We start from the raw sequence: 7,226 nt of genomic DNA, 5'->3' as shown, positions 1-7,226 counted from the left end.
ATTGGGTTTCTTCACTGAATTCCATGAACCATCGCAGTTCAAATATATAAAGGCATGTATTAATTGCCCGAGTGTCATAAAAAATGGCAATAAGTTTTTAAGTAAAAAAGCTGTCTGGATGAGCTCTTATTCAAATATGATATGTCAAAATATGGCTGCTGAGAATACCCGCAGGGTATTCTCGAAGCAGGCTGTCGTGATGGCGCAAAGCCCTGAGGGCAGGGCGTGGTTCGCGAAGCTTTGCGAAGCGAACCTTGCGCATGGGTTGCATGAATAAATTAAAAATAAATGAAAAAAAGGGAAAAAAGAATTAAAAATTTATGCTGATAATTCCGGAACTTCTATCTTTCCGGTAACAGCTTCATAGATTAGGGATTTTTTATACTCGACAAGTTTTTCGATGAGAGTTTCTTTTTTCGCGACTGCTTCATCAATTGCGGTGCATTTGCGGTCGAGAAAAGTGGCAATGCGGGTTTGTTCATCTAAAAGAGGTACAGGTATTCTAAGGTTACTGAGTATTGTTGTGTTAATAGAAAGCATTGTAGCTCCTACAGCAACTAATTTCATATACTCCTTAAATTTTAATTTATTGAAACAGTTACTTAAGAAATTGACATCCATCCCTTTAGATAATCTTACTCTTAGACAACGACCAGAATACATCCAGCCATCTTCAGCAACAGAAACAACTACATTCCTATCAACTGATCCAACTCTACTAAAGACTAAATCACCTGGATGCAATATGTATTTCTTTAACCTTTTCACATCATTTTCGGAAACAAAAGGTAAATTTTCATGTAAAATACAATTATCTCCAAAATGTTCTACTGTAATTATTGGAGTACCTTCATCCACATAATCCTCATTATGTAATTGACTACCAAAAGGTCCAGTTTGTATGTCAGCAATACTACCCAATTTTCTTATGCTCCACCCTTCCGGAATCTCGCCAATCCATTCAACCCCGGAATCCTTCATCGGCACATCCGGATTCAGGCCCTTTGTCACAGCCTCCGTTATCACAGCCTGCCGGTATTCCTTTAGCTTATCAATTGAAGCCCGCTGTTTTTCGATTGCAGAATCAATCGCGGTGCATTTTTTGTCAAGGAAAGAGGCGATGCGGGTTTGTTCTGGAAGAGGAGGGAGAATTAATTTTGCATCAGCAATATCTATACGTGATATCCCATATCTTGTCATTCCGGTAGAGCGGTATTCAAACCACTGCCGCATAAAATGTGAGCCAAATAAATATTTTTCCAGATGTAAAGATAACTGAATGGTAGGTCTGAATCTCATCAGATGATAGCCAAAAAGAGTATCAACCAAATCTTCAGAAATGACAACAGAATGTCCCATATCTTCTGGATTTTCAGATGATGTTGTCAGTAGGACATCACCTTTTTTAAGATTACAAATCCCTGATTTTCTATCATCTGCTGAAATTATAAGATATTCATCATTATTTCCGATTTCGTGAAGGCTGTTGCTATATACATCCATATAATGAACTGATTTGTATAATATCTCGTCTTCTCTTTGTTTTTTATCTACTCCATTAGAATCAAGTTCACCACAAAATTTCATTCTAAGGACTGTCCACCCTTCCGGAATCTCTCCAATCCACTCAATGCCGGAATCCTTCATTGCCCTCATGCGTCATCACCTTCATCTTTTGGATTGTCTCTGCTCATCTTCCGGAAGCTATCGAGGTTTAACTCCCGCTTAAATTCTTCTTCTGTCGGCATGTAAAGCATGTATTTTGATGCAAAGATCTGTGAATTGTCCTCCGGAAGTGTGTATTTTACAACAGCATCGCTTTTGTCGGCACACAGAACAACTCCCACAGGAGGGTTGTCGCCCTCCGTTCTCATCTCGCGGGTGTAGTAGTTGACATACATCTGCATCTGACCCAAGTCCTGATGAGTAAGATCGCCAAGCTTCAGGTCAATTAAAACAAAGCATTTCAGGATGTAGTTGTAAAAGACAAGATCAATATAGAAGTTGCGTCCGTCAAAGGAAATTCTCTTCTGCCTTGACACAAACGAAAATCCGCGTCCAAGTTCAAGCAGAAACTTTTGCAGGTTTGTAATCAGAGCCTCTTCCAAGTCCTTTTCATAGAATTTCGGGTTCGCTTCAAGGTTTAAAAACTCCAGAACATAAGGGTCTTTTATAATCCGCTCATACTCCGTTTTCAACCCTTTTGATTCAGCCTCTTTTATGACATCCTCCTTATCCCTGCTTGCAAGAAGCCGCTCATAGAAAAATGAATTAATCTGCCGTTCAAGCTGCCTTGAACTCCAGTCTGATTTAGCACATTCATCCATATAGAAATCACGGGCGTTTTCATCCGAAATCCGCATTAAAAGCCGGTAATGCGTCCAGCTTAATTCGGAACGCAGTGCGTTCCGTATTGGAAATGTTGCATAAAACTGCCTCATATAACGGAGATTTCGCTCAGAATAATTATTCCCAAACTCCTCTGTGAGTTTTTCAGACAGAAATTTTAAAAGATTCTTCCCGTATTCCGCACGAAAATTCTCCCCGCAGGCACAATAAATCTGCTCACCAATCTCCCAGTATGTCTGCACCATTGCAAAATTGACAGCAGCGTAAACCTGCCTCTGAGCAGTAATAACACTCCTGCGGATATTTAAGTAAACCTCATCCGAAGGAAGTGCCGGATTATCCTCATTCATTTCTGAAAAATCTCCGCAAGACTTCCTTCAAGCTCGCATTCAAGCTCTAAGATTTCTTTCATTATTTCACTGCTTGGTCTTGGTGCAGTGTATTTGTAGAAATAGCGGGTGAAGGAAATTTCATAACCGACTTTTGTTTTCTTCTCGTCAATCCATGCATCCGGTGCAAATGGGAGGACTTCACGCTTAAAATACTCTGAAATGTCCTCTGTTAAGGGTATGTTTTCTGTGTCACGCAATGATGAATCAGGCTTTGGTTTTCCCTTTGAAAGAACAGGCTTTTTGTTCTCATCAAGAAGGGGTCTTTCAACAGTTATTTTGTGATAGCCGAAATCATCATTATTAAAGATTTTACAGACGTCATTCTCTTTAAAATCACCGTAAATCTGTGTTATCTCTGAAATAGCATCCTGCGAGATATCGTTTCTCTTGTTTCCAAGCGATTTCCTGCGTTTGACAAACATCTGGTTTGCGTTTATGAGCTGAACTTTGCCTTTTCTTTTCGCAGGCTTCTTGTTTGACAAAATCCAGACGTAAGTCGCAATTCCTGTATTATAAAATAAGTCATTTGGAAGAGCAATTATCGCATCAAGAAGGTCATGTTCCAGAATATATTTTCTGATCTCGGACGGGCCTGAACCGGCATCGCCTGAGAAGAGCGGTGATCCGTTGTGAATTATTGCAACCCTTGATCCTGAATCCTTCATCTTCGAGATTGCTGTCAGTAAAAAGAGCATCTGACTGTCACCGATAGCAGGAAGCCCCGGGCCGAAGCGACCGGCAAAACCCAGTTTGGCCTCTTTTTCAACCGCATTTTTTTCATTTTTCCATTCCCTGCCAAAAGGAGGATTTGAGAGGATATAGTCAAACTGCATATCGGCGCACTGATCATCGGAAAGAGTGTTTCCGTTTTTGATCTGGTCTGCACTATCACCTTTAATTAAAAGATCGGCCTTGCAGATAGCAAACGTATGATCATTTAATTCCTGACCAAAACCGATAAGTTTTGCACCCGAATTTAATCTGTGCAGGTATTCGGTGGCAACCGAAAGCATACCGCCTGTACCGCAGGCCGGATCATAAAGTGTCTTTGTGATGTTTTTGCCGGACAAAATATCATTATCATCAGTAAACAGAATGTTTACCATCAGTTCAATGACTTCACGGGGAGTGTAGTGCTGTCCGGCATCCTCATTATGAGACTCTGAAAAACGCCGGATAATTTCTTCAAAGATATAGCCCATCTCAAGGTTTGAGATGTGTGAGGGGTGGAGGTATCCTTTTGATGTTGTATATTCCTTTAAAACATTATACAAAATGCCCTTTTTTGCCATCGTTGTAATGTGTGCATCAAATTTGAACTTCTCAATTATTTCCTGCACATTGGGAGAAAAGCCGTTGAGATAATTTTTGAAGTTTGCCTCAATGTTGTCCGGATCATCTAATAATTTTTGAAAAGTAAATTTGCTTGTATTATAAAATGAGTAGCCTGATGCTTTTTTCAGAAATTCATCTTTCAAAGCAACCGCTTTCATTGTCTCGTTCTTTGCAAGAACAGCGTCTTTTGTGTCCGCAAGTACACAGTCAAAACGCCTTATTACAGTCAGGGGAAGAATTACTTCTCCATATTCATGTGGTTTGTATGTACCGGTTAATTTGTCCGCAATTGACCAGATAAGATTGGCTTTTTCACTTATGTTAGCACTTAGATTACTCATATTGACCTTATACCCGCGATTATTTTCTTATTTTATGTGTGAGTTAAGGACTAATAAAGGGTATCGCATTTAATATGAAGCTGTAAAAATCAAAGCTCATCTTCCATTTGAAAATAAAATAGGAGTATAATAAGATAGTTCCAATTTCATGGGCATGAAAGTTTGCCGATTTAAATTTATTTGATGTAATTTTAAATGGATATTCTTATAGATTATAAACCGAAGTCATTATTATCAGAATACTGCCGGGATTGACATGTACAACAAATGGATAGATGCATATAATTCTTTTAACTGGGTTGTAGACCTTACAAAGTACAGAGATAAAAACTCTTACCCTGATTTTTTCAATTCAAAAATTGATCTTAAAAATCTAAATTTGTTGGAAAAAAAGTTTCAGAACGCGATTAATAACCCTGAAAATAATTTTGATGAGAGAATTGTTGCCGGAGAAATATTGTTCTGGAAACTGAATTCTAAACGTGATGTTAACACGAAAACATCAGACTTTATCAGGCACTTATCATATATAAGGCAGGATAAGGCTATTGTTTGGGAGAAATTCGCAGAATCGATTTCATCGCTAAGTAAAGAACCAACGTTTGAAAATTTTAATAATTTTTGTAATCTATGTAACATGCCTTCCGGGTATGCATTACCAATAACATTCCTTTCTTTTTATGACCCTGCTGAATATCCTATTGCTGACAGAAGAATTGCAAAATGGTGGCATGATAATAAAGACAAATTTGGATATAAAGAATCGACAAACTTTCTTACAACAGAAGATGGAGGTATATCTGGATCTTTCTATAATCGTGAGGCAAATTGGAATACCTATTTGCAATGGACTGATTTTAGCAGAAAGTGTGCAAAAAAATTGACCACTCTTACTAATTTTGACTGGACTCCTCGGATGGTCGAAATAGCAGTGTGGACAGCAGCAGGTTCCGATAAAATTTCTCTGGAACCCCTTGATAAACCGGAAGATAATTTTGAAGGTGATCAGGACAATTTAGCTTCTAACGAAAAAAAGCCAACCAAGAGTCCCGTCCTCATTCTTTTTATTGATTCTTTTCATAAATTATCCGGCGGCTCATCAGAATATGACCTGAAAAATGCATTAATTAATTCAATTGATGATGAAGCAATCCGTTCAAAATTTATTAAAACAAGAGATGAAATTTTATTAAATCTATCAAATAATGAAATCCACTGGTACAAATGCGAGCAGGAAATAGAAAAATATAATAATTACCTTGTAAAAGGCAGAGATTTTGGTGGTCAGACTCCTGCAAATTATCTTCCTGCAATAAAGAGATTTGACGGACAATTTTATAAGGAACTTGGAGAAGAAGGCAAATCAGGGATTTTATCATCAAATCATCATTTTATGATATTATCTGCATGTTATGGTCTTTTACTACCAAAAGAATCTATTCAGAATTATGCCTGCCAGTTCGGTCAGAAAAACAGTGCATATTACCTTTGGACAAAATCTAAGCTTATAACTGAGGTTATGGCTGAATATATTCGGAAAAACAACATTAAACGTATTTTTGACTTTACTTACTGTGATGTAATAAGTTACCATTTCTCTATTGACTGGGAATATCTGAAAGAAAATACAAACATTGATGTTATTCATTGTTATCACTCTCTTGCAGAAGGTGACAAAGCATTAAGAGATTTTGGAAAATTTATCAAAGATCATATACTCTCTCGGAAAGCTTCCGAACTGCTTGAAATGAAAACCGGCATTATTGATAACATTGTTCTTTCTCCAAAAATAGAGGTGAAAGATACAGATGATTCTTTGGATGTTACAGTGGAAAATCTCATTAATATTGGCGAATGTGAAACAATTGAATTTAAGAAGGGAGTATTTCGCAGTGCAAAATATGATGGATATCCTGGATTTGTCTATGATGATGATCCTAATTTTATATTTGAAAAGAACAACAGCATGTTTTCTATTGCAAAAACAATTGTTGCTTTTCTGAATACAAACGGAGGAACTCTTTTAATAGGCGTTGAAGAATTGAAGGAAGAAGGCGATATCTGTAAAACTCACAGTATTACAAATGAATATTCAAAACTTCAGGATAAAAATTTGGATGGCTATAAAAGAAAGATCATTGATGATATCATTGATAAAATGATATATCCAAAGGATATTATCACTCATTTTAGTAAATATCTGAATATATCTTTTGAAGAAGTCAAAGGGGATACTGTATGCCGGATTCATGTTAAAAAATCAGATATTCCATTTTATGCTATTGCATTTTACAATAATGAAAGACAGAAAGCCCATTTTTATAAAAGAACAGACTCCGAAACAAGGGAGGTTTATTTCCAGTTTACAGGTGAGTATATTTTAAAGCACTTTTGTAAGAAAAACTAATTTTCAAATTGAAATTATCATTTCATGCTAACTGTTTCATGTGAGTTACAAAGTAACTTTCATGTAAAACGCACATGATGAGCTTTTTTCATCACACAAAAAGTGATGATAAGTTTATCAGGAATTTTGACTTTCATAGCAATCTTCTAAGTCTTTTAACTTTTATCCAAGTTATATCCAAGTTATTTAATCCAATTACTTATTTTTAGAAAATCCAAATGTGACGGCACCTTTTTTGCAGGAATCTGCACATGAACCACACATAATGCAGTCATTTGTATTGGAATCATTGTTTTTTACCATTTCAGATACAGAAATGCCAACAGGACATGCCTTGTTGCAAAGTCCACAATCAATACATTTTTCAGGCTCGGTTTTTAGCCGCAATCCGGGAAGATTAAG

Annotated in this window: 6 protein-coding genes; 2 read left to right on the top strand and 4 right to left on the bottom strand. The window is 36.9% G+C overall.

Annotation, left to right across the window (positions count from 1 at the left end; translation table 11 throughout):
* Positions 1 to 277, top strand: a 277-nt coding sequence (locus tag ACTB1O_RS03275; RefSeq protein WP_462993712.1) for a hypothetical protein, incomplete at its 5' end; no start/stop codon positions are given.
* A gap of 41 nt (positions 278 to 318) precedes the next feature.
* Here the strand turns inward: ACTB1O_RS03275 and ACTB1O_RS03270 are convergent.
* Genes ACTB1O_RS03270 through ACTB1O_RS03260 form a run of 3 tightly spaced genes read right to left on the bottom strand, consistent with a single transcriptional unit; the run spans position 319 to position 4,417 of the window.
* Complete coding sequence (locus tag ACTB1O_RS03270; protein WP_462993711.1) at positions 319 to 1,656, bottom strand: restriction endonuclease subunit S; 1,338 nt, start codon at positions 1,654 to 1,656, stop codon at positions 319 to 321.
* A complete protein-coding gene (locus tag ACTB1O_RS03265; RefSeq protein ID WP_462993710.1) occupies positions 1,653 to 2,699 on the bottom strand; it encodes a PDDEXK nuclease domain-containing protein in 1,047 nt (348 codons plus the stop codon). The genes ACTB1O_RS03270 and ACTB1O_RS03265 overlap by 4 nt, the downstream gene beginning before the upstream one ends.
* Positions 2,696 to 4,417, bottom strand: a complete 1,722-nt coding sequence (locus tag ACTB1O_RS03260; protein ID WP_462993709.1) for a type I restriction-modification system subunit M — start codon at positions 4,415 to 4,417, stop codon at positions 2,696 to 2,698. The genes ACTB1O_RS03265 and ACTB1O_RS03260 overlap by 4 nt, the downstream gene beginning before the upstream one ends.
* Positions 4,418 to 4,673: 256 nt before the next feature.
* On the opposite strand from ACTB1O_RS03260, the gene ACTB1O_RS03255 reads away from it, so the two are divergent.
* Positions 4,674 to 6,824 (top strand): AlbA family DNA-binding domain-containing protein, encoded by a 2,151-nt coding sequence (locus ACTB1O_RS03255; protein WP_462993708.1) that lies wholly within the window; start codon positions 4,674 to 4,676, stop codon positions 6,822 to 6,824.
* Between the two features lie 195 nt (positions 6,825 to 7,019).
* On the opposite strand, the gene ACTB1O_RS03250 is transcribed toward ACTB1O_RS03255, so the two are convergent.
* Positions 7,020 to 7,226, bottom strand: a 207-nt coding sequence (locus ACTB1O_RS03250) for a 4Fe-4S binding protein (protein WP_462993707.1), incomplete at its 5' end; no start/stop codon positions are given.

This window comes from Methanomicrobium sp., from assembly GCF_055145805.1.
The sequence above is the reverse complement of the archived record's forward strand: the minus strand, read 5'-3'. Positions and strand labels throughout refer to the sequence as shown.